Annotated in this window: 19 protein-coding genes; 8 read left to right on the top strand and 11 right to left on the bottom strand. The window is 70.6% G+C overall.

Going from position 1 to position 20,894, the window contains the following annotated elements:
- Window positions 1–4 precede the first annotated feature (4 nt).
- The 5 genes from dhaL (at window position 5) to MRBLMX7_RS04775 (ending at window position 5,804) form a co-directional block, all read left to right on the top strand.
- Window positions 5–649 (top strand): dihydroxyacetone kinase subunit DhaL, encoded by a 645-nt coding sequence (dhaL, locus tag MRBLMX7_RS04795; protein ID WP_363366433.1) that lies wholly within the window; start codon window positions 5–7, stop codon window positions 647–649.
- Window positions 649–3,120 (top strand): phosphoenolpyruvate--protein phosphotransferase, encoded by a 2,472-nt coding sequence (ptsP, locus tag MRBLMX7_RS04790; protein ID WP_363366432.1) that lies wholly within the window; start codon window positions 649–651, stop codon window positions 3,118–3,120. Before dhaL ends, ptsP begins: the two co-directional genes overlap by 1 nt.
- Window positions 3,121–3,204: 84 nt before the next feature.
- Entirely contained in the window at window positions 3,205–3,648 is a 444-nt protein-coding gene (gene paaI / locus MRBLMX7_RS04785) for a hydroxyphenylacetyl-CoA thioesterase PaaI (RefSeq protein WP_363366431.1), read from the top strand.
- 27 nt (window positions 3,649–3,675) lie between these two features.
- Window positions 3,676–5,001, top strand: coding sequence for a phenylacetate--CoA ligase PaaK (gene paaK, locus MRBLMX7_RS04780; RefSeq protein WP_363366430.1), 1,326 nt, complete (start codon window positions 3,676–3,678; stop codon window positions 4,999–5,001).
- Between the two features lie 188 nt (window positions 5,002–5,189).
- Entirely contained in the window at window positions 5,190–5,804 is a 615-nt protein-coding gene (locus tag MRBLMX7_RS04775; protein ID WP_363366429.1) for a TetR/AcrR family transcriptional regulator, read from the top strand.
- Window positions 5,805–5,821: 17 nt separating this feature from the next.
- Here MRBLMX7_RS04775 and paaZ read toward each other — a convergent pair whose 3' ends face one another.
- The 5 genes from paaZ to MRBLMX7_RS04750 form a co-directional block, all read right to left on the bottom strand.
- Window positions 5,822–7,906 (bottom strand): phenylacetic acid degradation bifunctional protein PaaZ, encoded by a 2,085-nt coding sequence (gene paaZ / locus MRBLMX7_RS04770; protein ID WP_363366428.1) that lies wholly within the window; start codon window positions 7,904–7,906, stop codon window positions 5,822–5,824.
- On the bottom strand, window positions 7,903–8,766 hold the full coding sequence (locus MRBLMX7_RS04765) for a 3-hydroxyacyl-CoA dehydrogenase family protein (protein WP_363366427.1): 864 nt from the start codon (window positions 8,764–8,766) through the stop codon (window positions 7,903–7,905). Before MRBLMX7_RS04765 ends, paaZ begins: the two co-directional genes overlap by 4 nt.
- Window positions 8,763–9,548, bottom strand: coding sequence for an enoyl-CoA hydratase/isomerase family protein (locus MRBLMX7_RS04760; RefSeq protein ID WP_363366426.1), 786 nt, complete (start codon window positions 9,546–9,548; stop codon window positions 8,763–8,765). The genes MRBLMX7_RS04765 and MRBLMX7_RS04760 overlap by 4 nt, the downstream gene beginning before the upstream one ends.
- A complete protein-coding gene (locus MRBLMX7_RS04755) occupies window positions 9,548–10,738 on the bottom strand; it encodes a thiolase family protein (protein ID WP_363366425.1) in 1,191 nt (396 codons plus the stop codon). Before MRBLMX7_RS04755 ends, MRBLMX7_RS04760 begins: the two co-directional genes overlap by 1 nt.
- Window positions 10,739–10,837: 99 nt before the next feature.
- Window positions 10,838–12,157 carry an MFS transporter gene (locus tag MRBLMX7_RS04750; protein ID WP_363366424.1) on the bottom strand — a complete coding sequence of 440 codons (1,320 nt, stop codon included), beginning with the start codon at window positions 12,155–12,157 and terminating at the stop codon, window positions 10,838–10,840.
- A gap of 276 nt (window positions 12,158–12,433) precedes the next feature.
- Here MRBLMX7_RS04750 and MRBLMX7_RS04745 point away from each other — a divergent pair, with 276 nt between their 5' ends.
- The gene (locus MRBLMX7_RS04745; protein ID WP_363366423.1) at window positions 12,434–13,717 is read left to right on the top strand and encodes a hypothetical protein; all 1,284 of its coding nucleotides are present in this window, start codon (window positions 12,434–12,436) and stop codon (window positions 13,715–13,717) included.
- A 28-nt stretch (window positions 13,718–13,745) separates the two neighbouring features.
- Here MRBLMX7_RS04745 and MRBLMX7_RS04740 read toward each other — a convergent pair whose 3' ends face one another.
- From MRBLMX7_RS04740 to pdhA, 3 genes are read right to left on the bottom strand one after another with little or no spacing between them, the layout of a single operon-like run.
- Window positions 13,746–15,143, bottom strand: a complete 1,398-nt coding sequence (locus MRBLMX7_RS04740) for a dihydrolipoamide acetyltransferase family protein (protein ID WP_363366422.1) — start codon at window positions 15,141–15,143, stop codon at window positions 13,746–13,748.
- A complete protein-coding gene (locus MRBLMX7_RS04735; protein ID WP_363366421.1) occupies window positions 15,140–16,168 on the bottom strand; it encodes an alpha-ketoacid dehydrogenase subunit beta in 1,029 nt (342 codons plus the stop codon). Before MRBLMX7_RS04735 ends, MRBLMX7_RS04740 begins: the two co-directional genes overlap by 4 nt.
- Window positions 16,165–17,277 carry a pyruvate dehydrogenase (acetyl-transferring) E1 component subunit alpha gene (gene pdhA, locus MRBLMX7_RS04730; protein WP_363366420.1) on the bottom strand — a complete coding sequence of 371 codons (1,113 nt, stop codon included), beginning with the start codon at window positions 17,275–17,277 and terminating at the stop codon, window positions 16,165–16,167. The genes MRBLMX7_RS04735 and pdhA overlap by 4 nt, the downstream gene beginning before the upstream one ends.
- Window positions 17,278–17,428: 151 nt before the next feature.
- Between pdhA and MRBLMX7_RS04725 the strand changes: the two genes are divergently transcribed.
- Complete coding sequence (locus tag MRBLMX7_RS04725) at window positions 17,429–17,866, top strand: Lrp/AsnC family transcriptional regulator (protein ID WP_363366419.1); 438 nt, start codon at window positions 17,429–17,431, stop codon at window positions 17,864–17,866.
- 134 nt (window positions 17,867–18,000) lie between these two features.
- On the opposite strand, the gene MRBLMX7_RS04720 is transcribed toward MRBLMX7_RS04725, so the two are convergent.
- From MRBLMX7_RS04720 to MRBLMX7_RS04710, 3 genes are all read right to left on the bottom strand, one after another.
- The gene (locus MRBLMX7_RS04720; RefSeq protein WP_363366418.1) at window positions 18,001–18,300 is read right to left on the bottom strand and encodes an HNH endonuclease signature motif containing protein; all 300 of its coding nucleotides are present in this window, start codon (window positions 18,298–18,300) and stop codon (window positions 18,001–18,003) included.
- A gap of 97 nt (window positions 18,301–18,397) precedes the next feature.
- On the bottom strand, window positions 18,398–18,880 hold the full coding sequence (locus MRBLMX7_RS04715; protein ID WP_363366417.1) for a hypothetical protein: 483 nt from the start codon (window positions 18,878–18,880) through the stop codon (window positions 18,398–18,400).
- A gap of 181 nt (window positions 18,881–19,061) precedes the next feature.
- Complete coding sequence (locus tag MRBLMX7_RS04710) at window positions 19,062–19,712, bottom strand: HAD-IA family hydrolase (RefSeq protein ID WP_363366416.1); 651 nt, start codon at window positions 19,710–19,712, stop codon at window positions 19,062–19,064.
- 107 nt (window positions 19,713–19,819) lie between these two features.
- On the opposite strand from MRBLMX7_RS04710, the gene MRBLMX7_RS04705 reads away from it, so the two are divergent.
- Window positions 19,820–20,890: a DUF998 domain-containing protein gene (locus tag MRBLMX7_RS04705; RefSeq protein WP_363366415.1), complete on the top strand. Its 1,071-nt coding sequence runs from the start codon at window positions 19,820–19,822 to the stop codon at window positions 20,888–20,890.
- The last annotated feature ends 4 nt before the right edge of the window (window positions 20,891–20,894 follow it).

Below are 20,894 nucleotides of genomic sequence, written 5' to 3'. Positions count from 1 at the left end.
GCCGATGACGGACAGGATCGGCACCGCCGCACTCGTCGACTGGGTCGCCCGCTATCGTGACGTCGTCACCGAGAAGCGCGACTGGCTCACGGAGCTGGACTCCGCGATCGGCGACGCCGATCACGGTGGGAACATGTCCCGCGGCATGGCCGCCGTGGTCGACAAGCTCGGCGCGGATGCACCCGGGACGGTCGACGACCTGCTCAAGGGCGTCGGAATGACGCTCGTCAGCTCAGTGGGAGGGGCGAGCGGACCGCTGTACGGCACGCTCTTCCTGCGGATGGGCATGACGGCGGGTCCCGTGACCGAGCTCGACGCCGCCGGTCTCGCGGGGGCGTTGCGCGCGGGCCTCGAGGGCATCGTCGCTCGGGGAAAGGCCGAGGCCGGCGACAAGACGATGTTCGACGCGATGGCGCCCGCGGTCGACGCGATGGACGCGGCGATCGCCCGGGGAGCGGGTCTCGCCGATGCGAGCAGAGCCGCGGCGACCGCGGCGGCGCTGGGCCGGGATGCCACGCTGCCGCTCGTCGCCCGCAAGGGGCGCGCCAGCTATCTGGGAGAGCGCAGCGCGGGTCACCTCGACCCCGGCGCGGCCTCGGTCACGCTGCTGTTCGAGTCGCTGGCCGACACGATCGCCGGCTCGTCCTGATGATCGGCATCGTCGCCGTCTCCCACAGTGCGAGGCTCGGGGAGGCGGCGCTCGAACTCGCCCTCCAGATGGTTCCCGGAGGAGCGGCGCAGGTGCGCGTCGCGGCCGGGGCGGGGACGGATGCCGACGGCGTGGCCGTCCTCGGCACCGACGCGGTCGCCGTCGCTGCCGCGATCGACGAGCTCGCCGTGGACTGCGAGGGCGTGCTCGTGCTCATGGACCTCGGCTCTGCGGTGCTGAGCGCCGAACTCGCCCTCGACCTGCGCAGCAGTGAGGTGCCGGTCCGGCTCGCTCCCGCGCCGTTCGTCGAGGGACTCCTGTCGGCCGTGGTGTCGGCGGCCGGGGGAGCAGGGCTCGACGCGGTCGCGCTGGAGGCCGCAGGAGCACTCGCGGCGAAGGCGGGCCAGCTGAGCGAGGCGGAACCGGCTCCGGAGGTGGCACAGAGCGCGCCCGACCCGGACGCCCTCACCCGCACGGTCCGGGTCCGCAATCCGCTGGGCATTCACGCGCGTCCTGCGGCGCTCATCGCGGAAGCCGCGGCGGGGACGGACGTGCGCCTGCGGCGCCTCCCCGACGGCCCTGATGCGTCGGCCGCGAGCCTGTCGCGCCTGCTCGTGCTCGGTGCGCGGCAGGGCGACGAACTGGAGCTGTCGGCGAGCGGCTCCGACGCCGTCGCGGTCCTCGACCGCCTCAGCGCTCTGTTCGACGAAGGGTTCGGTGAGGGCACGGAGCCGGCATCCGTCCGTTCCGTGCCGATCACGGAGCCCATCACGGATGCGAGCGATCACGCCGCTGCTCTGCCGACGATCCCCCTCGCCGCAGGTGCGCTGCTGCGCGGTCGGGGAGTGAGCGCGGGTGCGGCCGCGGCGCCGGTCGTCCGTGTCGCGCCTGCGCTCACCGAGCCCGACCCCGCCGAGCGGATCGCGCCGGAGGAGCGGGACGCCGAGGTCTCGGCGATCGAATGGGCCTCTGTCGCCGTCGCCGATCAACTCCGTCGACGCACCGAGGCCGCGACGGGTGAGGCGAGGGCGATCCTCGACGCGTCCCGACTGCTGGCCTCCGACCCCGAGCTCGTCTCTGACGCGACCGCACTGGTGCGCGCGAAGGGGCTGAGCGGCACCAGGGCCGTGTGGGAGGTCGGCGCCGCGCACGCCGCGAGACTCTCGGCGCTCGGCGGTCGCATGGCCGAAAGGGTGGCCGACGTCCTCGACGTCCGCGACCGGATCATCGCCGAACTCCTCGAGGTGGAGATGCCGGGGGTGCCCGAGCGCGATGAGCCGTTCGTCCTCGTGGCGCGTGACCTCGCTCCCGCCGACACGGCGGCGCTCGAGGGAGGGCAGTGCGTGGCGCTCGTGACGGAGGACGGGGGACCGACCTCGCACACGGCGATCATCGCGCGTGCGCTGGGGCTCCCGGCCGTCGTGGGCGTCGAGGGCGCGGGGCGGATCCCCGCGGGAGCGACGGTGCTCGTGGACGGCGATCGCGGCACCGTGCAGCTGGAGCCGTCGCCCGCGGCCGTCGAGAGGGTGCGAGCGGGATCCGAGGTCGTCGCGTTCGACGGTGCCGGGCTGCTCGCCGACAGCCACGCCGTTCCGCTGCTCGCCAACGTGGGTGGGACGACCGATGCCGAGACGGCAGCCGCTGCGGGGGCCGAGGGGGTCGGGCTGTTCCGCACCGAGTTCTGCTTCCTCGATCGCGTCGACGCACCTGACATCGCCGAACAGGTGGCCGCCTACCGCGCCGTGCTCGCGCCTTTCACGGGGCGCCGGGTGGTGGTGCGCACTCTCGACGCGGGAAGCGATAAGCCGTTGCCCTTCACGCACCCCGAGCCCGAGGAGAACCCGGCGCTCGGCGTCCGGGGGCTTCGCCTCGCCCGACGCGCTCCGCAGCTGCTCGAAGACCAGCTGCGCGCAGTCGCCGAGGCCGCGGAGGCAGAGTCTGCGCGCGTCGAGGTCATGGCGCCGATGGTGGCGACGATCGAGGAGGCGCGGGCGTTCGTCGAGCGCTGCCACGCAGCGGGGCTGACCCGCGCCGGCATCATGGTCGAGACGCCGTCCGCGGCGCTCCTCGCCTCCGAGCTGTTCGACGTCGTCGACTTCGTCAGTATCGGCACGAACGACCTGGCCCAGTACACGATGGCCGCGGACCGCCTGCTCGGCGCGCTCGGAGATCTCAACGATCCGTGGCAGCCTGCCGTCCTGCGTCTCATCGGCGCGGTGGGCGACGCGGGCCGTGCCAGCGGGAAGCCGGTCGGGGTGTGCGGCGAGGCTGCGGGCGACCCGGCGTTCGCGCCCGTGCTCGTGGGATTGGGGGTGAGCTCGCTCTCGATGACGCCGCGCGCCCTCGGGCGGGTGGGAGCCGCGTTGCGCCGCGTGACGACGGAGCAGTGCCATCGGGCGGCCGACGCTGCACGGTCGGTGTCCTCGGCGGAGGAGGCGCGGGAGGCGGCGCGCGCCGTGGTCGACGCATGATCCCTCTTTACTAACCGATCGTTCAGTTAGTATGGTCGGGTCGGATGCCGCAGCGCGGCGTCTCACGCGACGAGGAGGTCGACGATGACGGATGCGACGACGGGTACGACGACCCGGACGACGGCGACGAGCGTCCCACCCAACCGGGCCATGATGCAGCGCGATCGCGCGTCGGCATCCCTCGGCCTCCGGGTGGAGCGCGACGACCCCGGCCACGCCGTCGTCTCGATGCGCGTGCGCGACGACATGACCAACGGCTTCGCCATCACGCACGGCGGCTTCGTCTTCGCGCTCGCGGACACGGCCTTCGCGATCGCCTGCAACGAGGACGACCGCGTCACGGTCGCCGCCGGCGCCGACATCTCGTTCCTCAAGCCGACGGTGTCGGGTCAGACCCTGACCGCGACCGCCGTGCGCCGCTCCCGATCGGGGCGCTCCGGCATCTACGACGTGACGGTGGTGGACGAGCAGGGCGACACGGTCGCCGAGTTCCGCGGCCGGTCACGCACCACCTCCCAGACGTTCTGATCAGACCCCGGAGCACTCATGTCGACGATGACCGATCACTCCACCTCCCGCACTGCCGTCCGCGCTCCCGCCCTCGACGCGCTCGACGCCGAGGAACGGCTGACTCGCGCCGAGCTGGAGGAGCTGCAACTCCAGCGCCTGCAGCAGACCGTGCGCCACGCCTACGCGAACGTGCCGCTCTACACCCGCAAGTTCGATGAGGCGGGCGTGCACCCCGACGACATCCGCGTCCTCGCCGATATCGAGCGGCTGCCGTTCACGACCAAGGCGGACCTGCGCGAGACCTACCCGTTCGGCATGTTCGCGGTGCCGATGAGCGATGTCGCCCGCATCCATGCGTCGAGCGGCACGACCGGGCGCCCGACGGTCGTCGGCTACACGCGCGGCGACCTCGACCGCTGGGGCGCTCTGGTCGCACGCTCGCTGCGCGCTGCCGGCATCCGCGCCGGGATGAAGGTGCACAACGCCTACGGCTACGGGCTGTTCACGGGCGGCCTCGGCGCGCACGCCGGCATCGAGGCGCTCGGCGCGACCGTGATCCCCGTGTCGGGTGGGCAGACCGCGCGGCAGGTGCAGCTGATCCGCGACTTCGAACCCGACGCGATCCTCTGCACACCCAGCTACCTGCTCACGATCGCGGACGCGATGGTGGCCCAGGGCATCGACCCGCGGTCCACCTCGCTCAAGGTCGCGGTGCTGGGCGCCGAGCCGTGGACGAACGAGATGCGGCGCGAACTCGAACAGCGGATGGGCATCGACGCGCTCGACATCTACGGGCTCAGCGAGGTCATGGGGCCAGGGGTCGGCAGCGAGTGCCTCGAGGGCAAGGACGGGCCGCACATCTGGGAGGACCACTTCCTCCCCGAGGTCATCGACGCCGAGTCCGGCACCGCGCTGCCCGACGGCGAGCTGGGCGAACTCGTGTTCACCTCGCTCACGAAGGAGGCCTTCCCGGTCATCCGCTACCGCACTCGCGATCTCACTCGCCTGCTGCCCGGTACGGCCCGCCCCGCGATGCGGCGCATGGAGAAGGTCACCGGCCGCAACGACGACATGATCATCGTGCGCGGTGTGAACCTCTTCCCCACGCAGATCGAGGAGCTCGTGCTCGGCATCGAGCAGCTCACCCCGCATTTCATCCTCGAGCTCACGAAGGAGGGGCGGATGGATGCGCTGACGGTGCGCATCGAGCGGCATCCGGATCTGTCGGTGGAGACCTGTCAGGCCGCCGCCGAGGTGCTCGCGCAGCGCATCAAGGTGTTCGTCGGCTCGACCGTCGCCGTGCGACTGGAAGAGCCCGGGGTCCTGCCGCGCAGCGAGGGGAAGTACAAGCGCGTGTACGACCTGCGGTGAGTGATGGGCGGAGAGCCGGGCGCGCTGCCGCGCAGCGAGGGCAAGTACAAGCGCGTCTACGACCTGCGGTGAGTGATGGGCGGAGAGCCGGGGGCCCTGCCGCGGAGCGAAGGCAAGTACAAGCGGGTCTACGACCTGCGCTGACTCCTGCAGAGTCGCGGGACCGAACGGTGCGAGACTGAGGCGTGATGTCCGAGATGCAGAGCGCGCGACGTGGTCGCCCGGGGTACGACCAGCAGGGGATCCTCGCCGTCGCGATCGCGGCGTTCAACGAGCACGGCTACGACGCCACGTCGATCGGCATGCTCGCCGAGCGTCTGGGGCTGTCGAAGTCGGCGATCTACCACCACTTCGGGTCGAAGGAGGAGATGCTCGACCTCGCGCTCGATGCCGCGCTCAGCGGGCTCGAGGCCGTGGTCGACGATCCCTCGCCTGCGGGCGATAGCGCGACGGCGAGCGCGGCGGACCGTCTCGAGCACGTCCTGCGCGGTGCCGTGCACGTACTGGTGGATCAGCTGCCCGCCGTCACCCTGCTGCTGCGGGTGCGCGGGAACACCGAGGTGGAGCGCACCGCGCTCGCACGACGACGCACGTTCGATCGTCGGATCACGGCACTGGTCTCAGCCGCGCAGGAGGAGGGCGCCCTCCGTGAGGACATCGACGCGAGCGTCGCAGCGCGTCTCACGTTCGGCATGATCAACTCGCTCGTCGAGTGGTACCGGCCCGGCGGGCGCGAGGGCGCGGACCGCCTCGCGGACGACGTCGTCGCGATCGCGCTCGACGGGCTGCGCCGGAGGCCGTAGCCCCCGGCGCGCGGCTCTCACGCCGCCGTCTCCAGCTCCTTCGCGACGAGCGTGAGCACGTCGTACGTCGCGACGATCTCGTCATCCTGGTTCTTCAGCACCGCATCCCACCGCACCTCGCCGTATTCGTCTGTCTCGCGCGGGGTGATCTGTTTGGCGGTGAGCTCCACGCGGATCTCGTCGCCCGGGGACACCGGGGTCACGAACCGCAGGTTCTCGAGACCGGAGTTCGCGAGGACGGGTCCGGGCGCGGGGTCGACGAACAGCCCGGCGGCCCACGACACGAGCAGGTACCCGTGCGCGACGCGACCGGGGAAGAACGGGTTCGCGGCGGCGGAGGCCTCGTCCATGTGGGCGTAGAAGGTGTCGCCGGTGAACGCCGCGAACGTCTCGATGTCGTCGAGCGTCACGGTGCGCGATCCGCTGGCGACCTGGTCGCCGATCCGCAGCTCGGCGAGCGACTTGCGGAAGGGGTGCACGCCGTCGGCATCCGCGAACGGACGTGCCGCCGCTCCCTGGTGCCAGACGCCGGTGAGTGCCGTCATCATGGCCGGCGAGCCCTGCACGGCGGTGCGCTGCATGTGGTGGAGCACGGCCCGGATGCCGCCGAGCTCCTCGCCGCCGCCGGCGCGGCCCGGACCTCCGTGCACGAGGTTCGGCAGGGGCGAGCCGTGACCGGTCGAGCTGCGTGCGTCGTCGCGGTCGAGGAACAGCACGCGCCCGTTGTAGGCCGCGATGCCCGCCGCGAGTGCCACCGCGACATCGGGGTCGTGCGTCGCGACGCTGGTCACGAGCGATCCGCCACCGCGTGCGACCAGGGCGCTCGCCTCGTCGAGGGTCCGGTAACCGACGATGCTCGACACGGGCCCGAAGGCCTCGATCTCGTTCACGGCCGGACGCTGCGGGTCGTCGAAGCGCAGGAGCATGGGCGAGACGAACGCGCCGTCGGCCGCCGCGCCGTCACTGCCGTCGGCGCGGCGCACCACAGGGGAGTCCGTCGAGCCGATCACGAGCTCGCCCCCGCCGGCGCGCAGCCGCTCGACCTGGCGCAGCACCTCGTCGCGCTGCTCGGTCGAGGCGAGCGGCCCCATGGTCACGCCCTCCGCGCGTGGGTCGCCGACGACCACCCGCTCCGACAGTCGTGCGCGTACCGCGTCGATCACGTCGTCGACGAGCCCGTCCGGCACGATCGCCCGCCGGATCGCGGTGCACTTCTGTCCGGCCTTGCTGGTCATCTCGGCGACGAGCTGACGCACGTAGGCGTCGAACTCGGGAGTGCCTCTCCCGGCATCCGTACCGAGGATCGAGGCGTTGATCGAGTCGGTCTCGCTGGTGAAGCGCACCCCGCCGGTCTGCACGGAGTCGTGCGCCCGGAGGCGTTCAGCCGTCGATGCGGACCCCGTGAAGGCGACGAGGTCGCCGAGGCGCAGTTCGTCGAACAGCGTTGGCACGCTGCCGGACACGAGCTGCAGCGAGCCCTCGGGGAGCAGCCCGGACTCGACCATGATGCGCACCATCGCCTCGGCGAGGTAGCCGGTCGGCGTCGCCGGCTTGACGATCGTGGGCACGCCCGCGAGGAACGCGGGGGCGAACTTCTCGAGCGAGCCCCACACGGGGAAGTTGAAGGCGTTGATCTGCACGGCCGCTCCGCGCAGGCGCGTGTAGATGTGGCGGCCGATGAACGAGCCGTCGCGCGAGAGGTTCTCGACCGGGCCGTCGACGTAGACCTTCGCGTTCGGCAGCTCGCGGCGGCCTTTGCCGGAGTACGCGAAGAGCACGCCGATGCCGCCGTCGATGTCGACCCAGGAGTCCTGCGACGTCGCGCCGGTGCGACTGGAGATCTCGTACAGCTCCGACTTGCGCTCCGTCAGGACGAGGGCGAGCTGCTTGAGCAGGACGGCACGCTGGTGGAATGTCAGCTCGCCGAGGGCGTCCTGGCCGGTGCTCCGCGCGTAGTCGAGGGCGGCGCCCAGGTCGAGCCCCTCCGTCGAGACGTGTGCGACGACCTCGCCGGTCGAGGCGTCGCGCACCTCGGTCGTCCGCGCTCCATCGGCGGGCGTCCACCAGGATCCCTGCACGTAGCTGGGGAGGATCTCTGTCATCTCTCGTCCTTCCATTCGTAGAAGCCGCGGCCGGTCTTGCGCCCCAGGTGGCCTTCGGCCACGAGTCGCCGCAGCAGGGCGGGCGGTGCGAAGCGCTCGCCGAGCTGCGCCTCGAGGTACTCCGCGATGCCGAGTCGCACGTCGAGCCCGACGATGTCGGTGAGTCGCAGCGGCCCGATCGGATGCTTGTACCCCAGGGTCATCGCCGCGTCGATGTCCTCGGCGGAGGCTACGCCCTCCTCGACCATGCGGATGGCCTCGAGGCCGAGCGCGACGCCGAGACGCGAGGACGCGAAGCCCGGGGCGTCCGCGACGACGACGGGCGTCTTGCCGAGCGCCTGTACCCAGGCTCTGGCGGACTCGATGAGCGGGGGAGCGGTGGCGGCGCCGCGCACGATCTCCACGAGGGCCGAGGCGGGCACGGGGTTGAAGAAATGCATCCCCAGGAAGCGCGCGGGCTGCGCGAGCGTCGCGGCGAGCTCGTCGATCGAGATAGACGACGTGTTGGAGGCGATCGCGGCGTCTGCGGCGACGTGCTCCTCGATCCCGGTCAGCGCCTCGACCTTGAGCGCGAGATCCTCGGGCACGGCCTCGACCACCAGGGCGCACGTGGCGAAGGCGGCGCGGTCGGTGGAGGAGATGAAGCGCGCGCGATAGGCGTCCGCGGGCTCGAGAGCCGTGGCACGAGCGATCGAGGCGTCGATCGAGCCGAGCACCCGGGTCGACGCCGCGCTCGCCGCATCCTGGTCGCGTTCGACCACCGTCACGCGCGACCCCGCCAGCAGGAAGGCGTGCGCGATTCCGGCGCCCATGCGTCCGCCGCCGAGTACGCCGACGTGGGCGGGCGCTGTCGTGCTCATCGTTCTCCCTTCTCCGACCCGGCTCGGTCGTTTGACCCAACTCTGCGCTCGAGGAACTCGGTCATCCGGCGGAACTTCTCGGGGTTCTCGAACAGCGTGGCCTGCGCGTCGAGATCGACGGCGGGATGATCGGCGCGCGGTGCGCGGAACACGCGCTTGGTGGCGATCGTCGCGGCGCGGTCATTGCGCGCGATGCGGTCGGCGATCGCGTGCGCCGCCGGCAGCAGGTCGGCCGTGTCGTGCACCGACGACACCAGTCCGATGCGCAGCGCCTCCTCGGCCTTCACGCTGCGGCCCGTCAGGAGGAGTTCCGCCGCCCGGGCGTCGCCCACGATCTCCTTGAGCCGCCAGCTCGCGCCGGCCGCCGCGAGGATGCCGAGGCCGGTCTCGGGGTTGCCGATCACGAGGTCCGGCGTGCCGATCCGGATGTCCGCGGCGTAGGCGAGCTCCGCGCCGCCACCGAGGGCGTAGCCGTCGATCGCCGCGATGACGGGCATGGGGAGCTCGGCGATCCGCACGAACGCGTGCGCGTTGATGCCGCGCAGGGCGTCGGCGGCACGGCGTTCCCGCAGCTCTGCGATGTCGGCACCGGCGGCGAACACTCCGCCTGCGCCGGCGAGGATGAGGGTGCGCGGCTCGTGTTCGAGCTCCTCGCAGAGCGCATGCAGGGCATCGATCATGGCCTGGTCGATCGCATTGCGCTTGGCCGGTCGGTCGAGCGTCGCGACCACGTGTCCGTCCGCCCGTTCGACGATCAGGGGGCTGCCCTGGGCGCCGCCCATCACACCCGCTCCAGGATCACGGCCGCGCCCTGGCCGACGCCCACGCACATGGTCGCCAGGCCGTAGTGTGCGTCCTCGCGCTCCATCCGCCCCATCAGGGTCACGAGCAGTCGCGAGCCCGACGACCCGAGCGGGTGCCCGAGGGCGATCGCTCCACCGTCGGCGTTCACGATCGACTCGTCGAGTCCGAGGCGTCGGATGCAGGCGATCGACTGGGTCGCGAAAGCCTCGTTCAGCTCGACCGCGCCGATGTCGTCGAGGGTCAGCCCGGAACGTCGCAACGCCTTCTCGGTCGCCGGGACAGGGCCGAGACCCATGATCTCCGGGGCGAGGCCCGCGCTGGTGCCGACGACGATCCGTGCCCGCGGCACGAGGCCGTAGCGCTCGACCGCCTCGGCGCTCGCGACGACGACGGCCGAGGCCCCGTCGTTGAGGGCGCTCGAGTTCCCGGCGGTGACCACGCTGCCCCCGGCCACGACGGGACGCAGTCGGGCAAGGCCCTCGAGCGTCGTCTCGGGGCGCGGTCCCTCGTCGGCGAGCACGATGCCGTCGCCCACGGGCACGCCCACGATCTCGGGAGCGAACCTCCCCGCGGCGATCGCGGCGGCCGCGCGCTGCTGGGAGCGCAGCGCGAAGGCATCCGCCTCCTCGCGACCGATCCCGTCGAGCCGGGCGACCTCTTCGGCGGTCTCGGGCATCGTGAACGTGGCCTTGTCTCGGGCGAGGAGCCGCGGGTTCGGGAAGCGCCAGCCGATCGAGGTGTCGAACGCCGCGCCGGGCTTGCTCCAGGCCTTCTCGGGCTTGGCCTGCACCCAGGGGGCGCGTGTCATCGACTCGACGCCGCCGGCGACGATCAGGTCGGCGTCGCCGGCGCGGATGGCCTGCGCGGCCATCGTGACCGCCGACATCCCGGAGGCGCAGAGTCGGTTCACGGTGACGCCGGGAACGGTGTCAGAGAGGCCGGCCAGCAGCACGGCCATCCGCGCGACGTTGCGGTTGTCCTCGCCCGCCTGATTGGCGGCTCCGAGGATCACCTCGTCGATCTCCGCGGATGCCGGGTCGATGCCCGAGCGGCGCACGGCCTCGCCGACGGCGACCGCGGCCAGATCATCGGGGCGGACGGCGGCGAGTGCTCCGCCGTAGCGGCCCACGGGCGTGCGCGCGCCACCGACGAGGTAGGCCTCTGCCATGCGGATCTCCTGACTTCGTCGTCTCGACGGGGACCGTTCCCGATCGATCGTCCTATTTACTGACCGATCGTATGGTAATTATGGCACGTCCGTCCGTCGTCATGCGAGAAGGTCGATGCCCTTGGTCTCCTTGACGAACGACACGGCTATCAGCGAGACGACCGAGGCGATCGCGATGTACACGCCGATCGTCCAGGCGGCCTGGAACTGGTTCAGGAGAGCCTCCGCGATCATCGGGGCGAACGCACCGCCCAGGATGGCGCCGAGCGCGTAGCCGATCGAGACGCCCGAGTACCTCACGTTCGCGGGGAACATCTCGGCGTACAGTGCCGCCTGCGGACCGTAGGAGAGACCCAGTGCGAACGTCATCACGAACAGCGCGACGAAGTACCAGACGATGTTCGCGGTGTCGATGAGGAACCACATCGGCACTGCCCACAGCGCGAGGGCGACGTACCCGATCTGGAACGTGCGCACGCGGCCGAGACGGTCGGACAGATGACCGCCCCACAGTGTGAAGATCAGCCAGCCGAAGGAGGCGAGCGTGGTCGCCAGCAGCACGGGAGGGCGCTCCATTCCGAGGGCGGTGACGGCGTAGGTCGCGAAGAACGCGATCAGCAGGTAGCCGGCCGCATTGTTGGCGATGAAGATCAGCGCCGTGAGGACGACCTGCTTCGTGTTCTTGCGGAACAGCTGGCCGAGGGGCGCGGAGGCCTCCTTGCGTCGACGTTGCAGCTCCTCGAAGATCGGGCTCTCGTCGACGGCGCGACGGATCAGGTAGCCGACGCCGATCAGCACTATCGACAGCAGGAACGGGATGCGCCAGCCCCACTCGAGGAAGGCCTCGGGCGACATGGAGGTCGTGAGGACCCACAGCGTCGCGGTCGCGAGGATCATGCCGACGGGCACGCCGATCTGCGGGAAGGCGCCGAACAGCCCGCGACGACCGTGCGGCGCGTGCTCCACCGCCATGAGAGCGGCCCCGCCCCACTCGCCGCCGGCCGAGAAGCCCTGCAGGATGCGCAGCGCGATCAGGAGGATAGGCGCCGCGATGCCGATCGCGGCGTAGGTCGGGAGGACGCCGATCAGCGATGTCGAGAGCCCCATCAGGATCAGCGTGAACACGAGCATCTTCTTGCGTCCGAGCTTGTCGCCGAGGTGCCCGGCGATGATCGCGCCGAGGGGGCGGAACAGGAACGAGATGCCGATCGTGGCGAAGGAGAGCACCTGCGCGAGGCCGGGGTTGGATTCCGCGATCGGGGCGAGGAACAGCGGCGCGAGAACGAGGCCCGCCGCCTGCGCGTAGATGAAGAAGTCGTACCACTCGATCGAGGTGCCGACGAGGGTGCCGGCGAGCACGCGGCGCTCCTCCGCGGGCATCCGTCGTGTCGAGGTCGGGTCTGAGACTGCTGACGACATGAGAACTCCGTTGTTCTGCGATTCGGGACGGCGGAGGCGTCGGGACTCCGCTTTCCTGACCGAATGATCGGTCAGTAATTGCCGAGCGTAGCGCATGACGTCGGCGAGGAACACCCCGGATCCTGTCGGCATCGGGAAGCATGCCGGATGCGGCATGAACCAGGTCACGTTCCTGTCTCGACACCGAACGCATCGTTCGACGGATCGTGATCGAACCCTATGCTTCCGATCAGGGGGCGTCGGACACGACGCAGAGCACGCGACACGGAGGATCCCATGAACGTTCAGAACGGCAGGCGCGTGCGGTTTCTGCTCGCTGTCATCGTGACCGGCAGCATGTTCGTTCTCGCCGCGTGCGCACCGGAACTCGCGGCGTCTCCGACGCCCGAGCCGACGCCCACGCCGAGCGCGGACGCACCGTACGACGGGCCGATCGCCTTCGTGGGAGATGAGCTCGATGCGTTCGCTCTCACGGCCCAGGAGATCACCGGACTGGTTCCGGAGGCGACCGACGTGGCCGAGATCTCCCCTGTCCTCGAGCAGGTCTCGGACGGCGGCGGCATGACCGCAGTGCCCGAGATCTGCGAGACGTTCTATGCCGAGCAGTCGCTGGGTGCTGTCGGGGCGCGGACGATCGGGTGGAAGGTGCCGTCCGATCCCGATGTCGGATTCGGACGCCTCCTTGTGATCCAGTTCGCCGATGAGGTCCAGGCGCAGCAGCGCATGGACCAGCTCCTCAAAGCGGCGCAGCAGTGCGCATCGTTCGTGAAGGAAGCCCCGGCCACCTACGAGGCGGTGATCACTGCGGACTCCGGAGACGTCCGTGCATTCGCCGGCACGCTGCGGGACACGGCGAGCAGCTACGACTGGCGCTCGTTCACGGCGTATGCTTCCACGGGCAACGTGCTCGTGGAGCTGTGGCAGCCCTTCAGCGGCGAGCGGACGTTCGACGCGGAGGCGGCGGCGTCGCTCCTGCAGTCACGCGCGCAGGAAGCTCGCGACGGGCTGATCGAGGATCTGACCGCGAATCCGCCGATTCCGGAGGGCGGCGCGGCGCCGTCTACGGGCGCGGCATGGAGCGAGTGGCCGATCGGGGTCGGCGGGATCGGTCCTGTGCGCCTAGGCGACCCGATCGATGCGGCAGTATCCGCCGCGGGAGGCACCGCGTCCGCGCCGCAGTACGACGGCGGACCCTGGACGATCGAGAACGACCGGCGGTCCGGGACGCTGTCGCTGCAGCCTGTCGAGGGTGGGACGACGCTCGCGTCGATTACGGCGGGGGACGGCCGCACCTTCGACGAGCCGACGCAGACCGGCGCAGACCTGCCCTCGCGCGGTGACGTGAGAGTCGGCGACGCGGCGGCGAAGGCGATGACCGCGTATCCGGGCGGGACGACCGTCGTCGTCGCCTCGTCCGGCGACTACTACTACGCGGTGTCGACTCGCGAGGGCGTGCTGTTCGTCTTCCACACGGACGGCAGGGCGGATGAGGCAGGCTCCTCGATCATCGGCATCACGGTGGAGGACGCGACCCAGCGAAAGAGCCTCGTGTTCGGCTGATCCCAGATCCCGCCGCCCCCGCGCGGATTCAGACGCGCCCGAAGGCGCGCAGCGGATGCTCGATCAGCTCGGTCACGCGTCGCAGGAAGCTGGCGGCGTAGCCGCCGTCGCACACCCGGTGGTCGAAGACGAGCGACAACTGGACGATCCTCCGCGCGACGATCTCGCCGTCGACGACCCAGGGGCGCTCGATGATCCGGCCGATGCCGAGGATCGCGACGTCGGGGTGGTTGATGATCGCCGCAGACCCGTCCACGCCGAGCCCGCCGTAGTTGTTCAGCGTGAAGGTGGAACCGCGCAGCCGCTCGGGCGGGAGCGACCCGCGGCGCGCGGTGTCGGCGACCTCGTGCAGCGCCGTGTCGAGCGTGTCGACGCTCAGCTCGTGGGCGCGCGGGATCACCGGCACCAGGAGTCCGCGCTCGGTGTCGACCGCGATGCCGAGGTTGACGCCGTCGAAGGAGATCAGTTCGGAGGCGGCGTCGTCGAGTCGCGCGGCGAGCACGGGATGCTCGGAGAGCGCGATCAGCACGAAGCGGGCGAGCAGCGCAGTGAGCGACGGGGCGTGGTCCTCCGCCGGAGCCATGCGCGAGCGCAGGTCCCAGAGCTCGGTGGCGTCGGCGTCGACCCACACGGTGGCCTCGGGGATCTCGGCTCTGCTTCGGGCAAGCTTGGCGCTCACGGCCTTGCGCAGCGGCGAGAGGCGCTCGCGGGAGCTCACGACGAGCCCGTCGACCTCGAGCGCGGACTCGGCTGTGGAAGAAACCGCGGGTACGCCCGGGTCTCGCGCGTGCGAGTGCGCACCGTCGACCGCGCTGTCGACGGCCGCGGCCAGGACATCGGCGCGCGTGATGGCGCCGTCGTGCCCAGTCGGGATGACGGCGCGCACATCGACGCCCAGGTCCCGGGCGAGGCGTCGCACGAGCGGCGACCGCACGGCGACCGGACCGCTGTGCGGAGCGGTCGCCGTGGGACCCGTCGACGCATACGTCGCAGTGCGGGCAGGGCGACGACGCCCCGAGCCTGTGCGTGCGGTCGTCCCATAGCCGATCAGGACATTGCCTGAGCCCGCCCGCTCCTCGGTCCGGTAGGCCTCGTGCTCGACCTCGGTCGCGGAAGTCAGCTCGTCGGCGGGGCCGACGGGCGCATCCGCATCCGCACCCGCATCCGCACTCGCGCGGGCATCCTCCACTTCGAGGACCGGCGAACCGACGTCGATCGTGTCGCCCGCTTCGCCGTGCAGCGCCGTGACCACGCCCGCGAACGGAGAGGGCAGCTCGACGATGCTCTTGGCCGTCTCGACCTCGGCTATCGGCTGATCGGTGGCGATCGTGTCGCCGACGGCGACCAGCCACTGCACGAGTCCGGCCTCGGTGAGCCCTTCGCCGAGGTCGGGTAGGCGGAACACGCGGGTCGTGAGCGATGTCATGCGCCGTCCTCCCAGTGCAGGTTGTCGATCGCGTCGAGGATGCGGTCGACGTCGGGCAGGTACCAGTGCTCGAGCTTCGGCGGTGCGAAGGGGGTGTCGAATCCGGTCACCCGGCGGACGGGGGCCTCGAGGTACTCGAAGCATCGCTCGAACACCCGAGCCTGGATCTCCGAGGCGACGCTCGCGAAGCCCGGAGCCTCGGCGATGACGACCGCGCGTCCGGTCGAGCGCACGGCCGCTGTGACGGTCGCGTCATCGAACGGAGTGAGCGAGCGGATGTCGACGACCTGGACGCTGCGCCCCTCGGCGGCGGCGGTCTCGGCGGCTTCCAACGCGAGCGGGACGGAGGCCCCGTACGCGAGCAGTGTCACGTCGCTGCCCTCGCGCGCGATGCGGGCCGACCCGATCTCGACGGTCGTCGAGGTGTCGACCTCGCCCTTGCCCCAGTAGAGCTTCTTCGGCTCGAGGAAGATCACGGGGTCGGGCGAGGATATTGCGGCGCGCAGCAGCGAGTAGGCATCCTGCGGGGTCGAGGGACTCACGACGGTCAGTCCCGCGGTGTGCGCATAGTACGCCTCCGAGGAGTCGCAGTGGTGCTCGACGCCGCCGATCCCGCCGCCGAAGGGGATGCGGATTACGAGCGGCATCCGCACGCCTCCGCGTGTCCGGTTTCCGAGCTTCGCGACGTGGCTGACGATCTGCTCGAACGCGGGGAGAGCGAAGGCGTCGAACTGCAGCTCGACGACCGGGCGCATGCCGTTCATCGCCATTCCCACGGCAGTGCCGACGATCCCCGATTCCGCGAGCGGGGTGTCGAAACAGCGGTCCTCGCCGAACCTTTCGGTGAGGCCGTCGGTGATGCGGAACACGCCGCCGAGTGCGCCGACGTCCTCGCCGAACACCACGACCTCGGGATCGGCGGCGATCGCGTCGGCGAGGGCGAGGTTGAGGGCCGCGGACATGCTCAGCACCCGCACGTCGGCGGGAGCGGCATCGAGGCGGATGTCGTCGTGGGCGATAGTCATCGGGGGCCTCCTGCGGTCTGCTGCACGGCGCTCGTCTCGCGGTCGATCTCGTCTCGCAGGAGCTGCCACTGCTCCTGGAGCTGCGGCGATCGGGTGCTCGTCACGAAGCGGAAGAGATCCTCGGGGGCGAGGTCGGCATCGGTGTTCAGCGCCTCGCGCATGGCGGCGGCGATCGTCTCGGCGCCCGCGGCGTACTCGGCCTCGAGCTCGGGCGTGAGCGCGCCTGCGTCGACGAGGTGGGCGCGGAGCCGGGTGAGCGGGTCGCGCTCGACCCAGGCTCTGACCTCGTCGCGTGCCCGGTAGCGCGTGTCGTCGTCGGCGTTGGTGTGGGCCTGCATGCGATAGGTGTGCGCCTCGATGAGCGTGGGGCCGTCGCCGGTCCGTGCGCGGTCGATCGCGTCGCCGAGCACCGCGAGGACGGCCGCGACGTCGTTGCCGTCGACGCGCTGACCCGGCATCCCGTATCCGATCGCCTTGTGCGCGAGGGACGGGGCCGCCGTCTGGCGGCTGAGGGGCACGGAGATCGCGAACTCGTTGTTCTGCACGAAGAACACGACGGGAACGTGGAACACGGCGGCGAAGTTCATCGCCTCATGGAAGTCGCCCTCGCTGGTGGCGCCGTCGCCGCACAGCGCCACGACGACCGTGTCCTCGCCGCGGCGCCGGGCCGCGTAGGCGAAACCGACGGCGTGCAGCAGCTGGGTCGCGAGCGGCGTCGCCTGCGGCGCCACGCGATTCGCGCGGACGTCGTAGCCGGAATGCCAGTCGCCTTTGAGGAGCACCATCGCCTCGGCCGGATCGACGCCGCGGGCGATCACTGCGACGGAGTCGCGGTAGGTGGGGAACAGCCAGTCCTCGGAGCCGAGCGCGAGCGCGACGCCGATCTGGCACGCTTCCTGTCCGTGGGAGGAGGGGTAGACGGCGAGGCGGCCCTGCCTCACCAGCGCGCCGGCCTGGTCGTTGATTCGACGCCCTTCGACGAGACCACGGTAGGCGGCGAGCAGCCGGTCGGTGTCGGGGCGGGCGTAGCGCTCGTCGGCGACCGCGGCGCCCTCGGGATCGATCAGTTGCACCGCGACGTCTCGTGGAAGCAGTTCTTCATGCAGCATCCGTTCGCCCTCCTTGCCGAACTCGATGGGACCAGCATGACGGCGGATGACCACTTGTCCAAGGGCAAGGAGACTTTCATGGATGTTTGTTGGCTGCTTGCCGTTCTGAGCGACGAAGTGTCAGAATTCGAGCAGTGGACGAAGGGGCGTCATGATCTCGTTGGACGATGTCGATCTCGCGATCCTCGAGGAGCTGAGGCGTGACGCGCGCTCGTCGATGACGGCGATCGCCGACGCGGTGCACATCTCGCGTGCGGGGGCGCACGCGCGCATCAAACGGATGTCGGATGCTGGGGTGATCACCGGCTACACCGTGCGCACGGATCCTGTGCTGCTCGGTCATCATGCGAGCGCGTATGTCACTTTGGCGATCGAGCAGGCTACGTGGCAGGACGTGAGTGCCAGGCTGCGCGGGATTCCGGAGATCGAGCACATGGCGCTGGTGGGAGGCGACTTCGACGTGATCCTGCTGGTGCGCGCGAGCGATGCCCGCGACCTCCGCCGCATCGTGCTGGAGGACATCCAGGCGATCCCCTCGATCCGCTCGACTCGCACGACGTTGATCTTCGAGGACTTCACGCTTGTCTGATCACTCGCGCACGGTGGTCTGACGGCTCGCGCTCGGGCGGCTCGCGCTCGGGCGGTGCGCGCTCTCGTGCGGCGGCGGTGCGCGCTCAGAACAGTGGGGGCCTTGCGCGCGCTCACAACGGTGGCGGTGGGCTCTCAGAACGGCGGCGATGTGGGATCTCGTGCGGTGACCGCGTTCGGTGGGGGAGGTGCGTCGAGGTACGTTCGGCCCGCCGGACTCGTCCACGCGAGGACACCCGCGCCCACATGCTCGACGTGCCAGGGCGTGTGGTGCTTGAGGGAGTGGTGTCGACGGCAGAGGGTTGCGAGGTTGTCGACGCCTGTCTCCCCGCCGAGCGCGTGGTCGCGCGTGTGGTCGAGGTCGCAGTCGCGCGCCGGCTGACCGCACGTTGGAAAGCGGCACCGCTGATCCCGCGCGAGGAGATGTCGCTTCATCTCCGCCGACGGGCGATACCGATCGACCGCGAGCAGGGTCCCGGTGACTGGATGCGTCAGGATCCGGTCCCATCCGGAGGCGGTACCGGCCAGGTGTTCAGCCGTCGCGATGTCGATCGGAGCGCGTCCGGCGACCTCCGCGGGAGTCTGGGTCGCGCCCAGCAGCGTGAGAACCGGCACGGTCACTGATACCGAACCACGGATCGTCGACAGCATCCGGGTGGGGGAGTCGTGCCCGACCGGAGTGCCGGAGAGGAGCAGGTCGAGAGCGAGGTCGCAGCGGGTTTCGGCGAGCGTGCGGGCGTCGGGCGCGGAACCGCCGGACGCGGCGCTCGATCGTACGATCGCTCATGCGCAGCGCTGCCCCGAACTCGGAGGCGACCGCGCGTGTCGCCATGTCGCCGCCGTCACGGGCCTCGTCAGCTCGGGCGATGTCGACCGCGAGCCGTGCACCGACGGCGAGCAGACCGTCGCGCGCGGCCTGCAGCGACCCGATCGTCCGCTCCACCTCGACGAGCGTCGCGGTCACGGCGTCGAGAGCGCCGATCTGCTCGACGCTCGCATCCCTCAGTGCTGTCATGCCCTCACTCAACCAGGGGCCACCGACATTCGTGGGCTCGGAAAGCGCGAGAAAAGAGTCTGATGAAAGTGTATTTCGGAGTTCTGAAATACCGCCCTTGTAGGGGGTGAGGGGCGAGGGATGAGGGGCGAGGAAACGGGGGAGAAGGAGATGAAAGGAGAGCGCGACCCCGGGCCAGCCCTCAGCCGACGCGCAGCTCGAACCCGTCCGTCGTGCGCACCACCGCGACCTGGGTCAGGTCGTCGACGTGGAACTCCGGTGAGTGGGTCCGCGCGTGCGCGCCGATGCCGACCACCCGCATCCCGGCCGCGTGCGCCGCCTGGATCCCCGCGCCCGAGTCCTCGAACACGATGCAGTCGGCGGGGTCGATGCCGAGCAACGACGCGCCGAGCAGGAACCCCTCGGGGTCGGGCTTCGACGCCGACACGCTCTCGGCCGTCACGGCGAGTTCGGGGACGGTGAGTCCCGCCGCCGTCATGCGCGCGTTCATGAGGGGCACGTTGGCCGAGGTGACGATCGCGTGCGGAACCCCCTCGAGGGAACGGAGGAAGACGCCGGCCCCGCTGATCTCGATCACGCCGTCGACGTCGCTCGCCTCCGTCGCCAGCATCTGCTGATTCTCGACCAGGTTGATGGAGTGGTCGCGCTCAGGGAGCATGATCGCCATGCTCTGGTGACCCTGGCGTCCGTGGATCACGCCCAGCACGGTCGCGGGATCGAGGCCGTGCGGCTCGGCCCAGGACAGCCACAGCCGCTCCACGACGGCGGTCGAATCGACGAGAGTGCCGTCCATGTCGAGCAGGAGGGCGCGGGCAGAGATCGTCTCGGTCACCCGACCAGGCTACCGCCGGGATCCCGAGCACATCCCGAATGAGACAGCTCCTAGGATGTCCCCGAGAGGGGGTCGACATGCGAGTTCTTCGCGACAGGATCCTGACCGTGCTGAGGCAGCTCCGCGGACCCGAGACCTCGGATGCCGTGTTCGAAGCCACCGCGCTCATCGTCGGCGCCCTGTCCCTCGTCGCGGGGTTCGCGATCGGCCTGCCCACGTTCTGGGGTCGCGAGCTCCCCATCAGCGGCACGGGCTCGATCGGGGTCTTCGCGGCGATCGGCGGGGCGATCACGGCGGCTCTCGCCTTCGCGCTCGGGCGCCTGCTCGTACGCCCCGACGCGCCGAGCCCCGACGGCGTCCGCGACGGTTTCGCGGTGCCGGGCGATCGACTCCGCTGGTACGACATCGCCGCGATCGCGTTCGCGCACGCCGCGATCGCCTACCTGGGCTGGATCGGGATCGCCGAGCTGCTCGAACGCAGCTTCACCGACGCCCCCGTGTACGCCTTCCCCGGAGCGGTGCTGATCGGCGTCGCCTTGGCGCTCACCGCCTACGTCTCGTTCCTCAGCGCCGTGGCTCTCACGCCGACGGTGCTGTCGCTCGTGCTCGCCGTGTTCCTGGTGGTCGGCGCCTTCGCGAGCATGCTCGCGTCGAGCGACGTGCACTGGTGGCGCGACAACCTCTCCGCGCTCGGGATGAGCACGAACAGCGCCTCGCTCGCCTTCAACATGACGCTCATCATCGCGGGCATCATGGTCACCACGATCGCGCGCTACGCGACTGCGGGCCTGCCCCTCGACGACCCGGTCGACCGGCGCGGGCGTCTGATCGTGCGCGGAGGGCTCATCTTGATCGGCGTCTTCCTGGCGTGCGTCGGCATCTTCCCCGTCGACGAGTTCTTCCTCGTGCACAACACCGTGGCGACCGGCATGGCGGTGGCGTTCGCCGTGGTCGTGGTCGGTCTGCCCTGGTTTCTGCGCAGCATCCCGAAGGTGTTCGTCGCGTTCGGCTGGGTCTACGTGCTCGTGATCGTGCTGCTCGCGGCGTTCTTCGCGGTGGGGTACTACAACCTCACGGCCGTCGAGCTGATCGCGGCCGTCCTGATCTTCAGCTGGATCATCGTCTTCCTGCGCACCGCGGGTTCGGTCGGCGTCGACGGGCACCATCCGGCGGACTAGCAGC

Source organism: Microbacterium sp. LMX7-1.2 (assembly GCF_040675935.1).
Lineage (GTDB): Bacteria > Actinomycetota > Actinomycetes > Actinomycetales > Microbacteriaceae > Microbacterium.
This window is presented reverse-complemented; position numbering and strand designations above follow the sequence as displayed.

Excerpts from the sequence above, each read along its gene's own strand:
- dhaL (WP_363366433.1), top strand. The coding sequence starts at position 5 with ATGACGGACAGGATCGGCACCGCCGCACTCGTCGACTGGGTCGCCCGC.
- ptsP (WP_363366432.1), top strand. The coding sequence starts at position 649 with ATGATCGGCATCGTCGCCGTCTCCCACAGTGCGAGGCTCGGGGAGGCG.
- paaI (WP_363366431.1), top strand. The coding sequence starts at position 3,205 with ATGACGGATGCGACGACGGGTACGACGACCCGGACGACGGCGACGAGC.
- paaK (WP_363366430.1), top strand. The coding sequence starts at position 3,676 with ATGACCGATCACTCCACCTCCCGCACTGCCGTCCGCGCTCCCGCCCTC.
- MRBLMX7_RS04775 (WP_363366429.1), top strand. The coding sequence starts at position 5,190 with ATGTCCGAGATGCAGAGCGCGCGACGTGGTCGCCCGGGGTACGACCAG.
- paaZ (WP_363366428.1), bottom strand. The coding sequence starts at position 7,906 with ATGACAGAGATCCTCCCCAGCTACGTGCAGGGATCCTGGTGGACGCCC.
- MRBLMX7_RS04765 (WP_363366427.1), bottom strand. The coding sequence starts at position 8,766 with ATGAGCACGACAGCGCCCGCCCACGTCGGCGTACTCGGCGGCGGACGC.
- MRBLMX7_RS04760 (WP_363366426.1), bottom strand. The coding sequence starts at position 9,548 with ATGGGCGGCGCCCAGGGCAGCCCCCTGATCGTCGAACGGGCGGACGGA.
- MRBLMX7_RS04755 (WP_363366425.1), bottom strand. The coding sequence starts at position 10,738 with ATGGCAGAGGCCTACCTCGTCGGTGGCGCGCGCACGCCCGTGGGCCGC.
- MRBLMX7_RS04750 (WP_363366424.1), bottom strand. The coding sequence starts at position 12,157 with ATGTCGTCAGCAGTCTCAGACCCGACCTCGACACGACGGATGCCCGCG.
- MRBLMX7_RS04745 (WP_363366423.1), top strand. The coding sequence starts at position 12,434 with ATGAACGTTCAGAACGGCAGGCGCGTGCGGTTTCTGCTCGCTGTCATC.
- MRBLMX7_RS04740 (WP_363366422.1), bottom strand. The coding sequence starts at position 15,143 with ATGACATCGCTCACGACCCGCGTGTTCCGCCTACCCGACCTCGGCGAA.
- MRBLMX7_RS04735 (WP_363366421.1), bottom strand. The coding sequence starts at position 16,168 with ATGACTATCGCCCACGACGACATCCGCCTCGATGCCGCTCCCGCCGAC.
- pdhA (WP_363366420.1), bottom strand. The coding sequence starts at position 17,277 with ATGCTGCATGAAGAACTGCTTCCACGAGACGTCGCGGTGCAACTGATC.
- MRBLMX7_RS04725 (WP_363366419.1), top strand. The coding sequence starts at position 17,429 with ATGATCTCGTTGGACGATGTCGATCTCGCGATCCTCGAGGAGCTGAGG.
- MRBLMX7_RS04720 (WP_363366418.1), bottom strand. The coding sequence starts at position 18,300 with ATGAAGCGACATCTCCTCGCGCGGGATCAGCGGTGCCGCTTTCCAACG.
- MRBLMX7_RS04715 (WP_363366417.1), bottom strand. The coding sequence starts at position 18,880 with ATGACAGCACTGAGGGATGCGAGCGTCGAGCAGATCGGCGCTCTCGAC.